The 1,726-nt window shown below is 34.6% G+C and carries 2 protein-coding genes and 1 pseudogene; 2 read left to right on the plus strand and 1 reads right to left on the minus strand.

Annotated features, from left to right (window positions below; genetic code table 11):
- Positions 1 to 138, minus strand: a pseudogene (locus PX482_RS17735) (ISL3 family transposase); the annotation flags it as partial.
- 565 nt (positions 139 to 703) lie between these two features.
- Between PX482_RS17735 and PX482_RS17740 the strand changes: the two are divergent.
- Positions 704 to 976, plus strand: coding sequence for a hypothetical protein (locus PX482_RS17740; RefSeq protein ID WP_002760442.1), 273 nt, complete (start codon positions 704 to 706; stop codon positions 974 to 976).
- A gap of 14 nt (positions 977 to 990) precedes the next feature.
- The gene (locus PX482_RS17745) at positions 991 to 1,419 is read left to right on the plus strand and encodes an Imm30 family immunity protein (protein ID WP_002760443.1); all 429 of its coding nucleotides are present in this window, start codon (positions 991 to 993) and stop codon (positions 1,417 to 1,419) included.
- Positions 1,420 to 1,726: the final 307 nt, after the last annotated feature.

The raw sequence follows: 1,726 nt of genomic DNA on the forward strand, positions 1-1,726 counted from the left end.
ATCGCTCTCTAACCCACAACGAGGACAGGTTGCTTTTTGATTTTTCGATTCGATTCGGCAAACTATACCGATATTTTCTAGGTGTAGATAGCCTTGAATACAGGTTCCTTTTAGGTTCAAAAATTTGTCAAGTATCATAAGTAAAATAATCTCGTTTTTGGCTATTATATCAAATCTTAACTCAATTGTCTATCTTTTGGTATTAACCTGTTTGTGCCTTAAGTCCTTCCCTGTATGGATTTCAGCTACTTTTGAGCGTAGGCGCTCTCATCGAATTTTATTTTAAGTTAATTATTTGCATAACAATTCCCGAAGAGCCGGAAAATGGGTCATTAAAGCTTAATTATCAGGAAAAAGCTCTGATCGTGTCTAAATTCTAGCTTTCTTTCGGGGCAAGCTTTCGGGTGATCAATAACTAACAGAAACTAAATTTTCGAGTTGTTGTTAGAAAATAGGCGAGCGCTCGCTTATAAAATAAGAGTTTCAGCACTTATGTGTTGACAGGGATTTTCCGAGATAGAAGAGCGATAAGATTTTTATTCACCTATGATAAACCTATGGCCTAAAATAATCATAAGGAGACAACATCACTCAATTTAAACTACTGACAGGAGAAGGAAAAGTCGGGACATACGGCGACTTGTTAAAATTAGGTAGTAGAGGAGATCACTTAACCCCTCATCATCTACCATCCAATGCGTATATGAAAGCGAAAATCAAAGGTTACACAACTAATCAAGGAATTGCTATCATGATGGAACACTTATCCCCCGGAAAAGGAGGTCGTCATCGTCAAACCTTATCTTATGGTAAAAGTCCAGACTTAACCCTTTCCCCTCGACAAACCTTAGCACAAGAAGTTTGGGATATTCGCTCAATTTATCTAGGTCAAGGATTATATAATGCAGATATTAGAAAGGGATTACAAGAACTCATTCAACTTAATAAAACTACCTGGTCAACCTTTTTTGATTAAGGAGCAACAACCCCATGAATTTAATAAAAATCCTACAAGAGAATCGCTTAATGAAAACACCCCAAGAAATTAACTTATTTGAGGAAACATTAGAAAAACTTGCCAAATATCCTGATGATAAACATTTAAAAGACTTACATCTTATCCTAGATGATAACTGTGAACATCCTGAAATTATGTTTAGTTTATTGCATTTTTTAGAAGATTTTGAAACCCAACAACAAATACAAGCTTTTATTGAAGTGATTCCTCAATTAATGATAACTGCACCAGAATGGACAAAAATCATTCACTATCGAATGATTAATGATGAATCTGCTGTTAAAATTTATCAGAATAGTCTGGAATTAGCCAATCAAAAAACACCTCATTTTTTGTATCAACTTTTACTAGAAAGCGTCAAAAATTATATTAATTCATCCTCGGAGGTCATCTTAACCTAAATTTTTGTATGACTTATAGAAATTAAAATGATATTTTGGTATCTGTAATCCCTTAAAAAATGTCGCTTTTTCTGGCATTTGTTCAACCTTGATTAATTTAATTTGAGACTCAGTGACTTCCCCCAACCCCCCAAAAGCCTGGATTGGGTAATAAAATCAAAAGTAAACCGCTCAACTAAACTTACTCAAACTTACTTAAAAGCCTGAAAGCTTAGTCATTCGTAGTGGGTCAAGCACTACAGGATTAAACGGCAAACCCTTTATTCCCTGGTCAATGACATCAGGAATTACTTTTCTAATGATGTTA

This window comes from Microcystis sp. M53602_WE12 (assembly GCF_030065455.1).
Classification (GTDB): domain Bacteria; phylum Cyanobacteriota; class Cyanobacteriia; order Cyanobacteriales; family Microcystaceae; genus Microcystis; species Microcystis aeruginosa.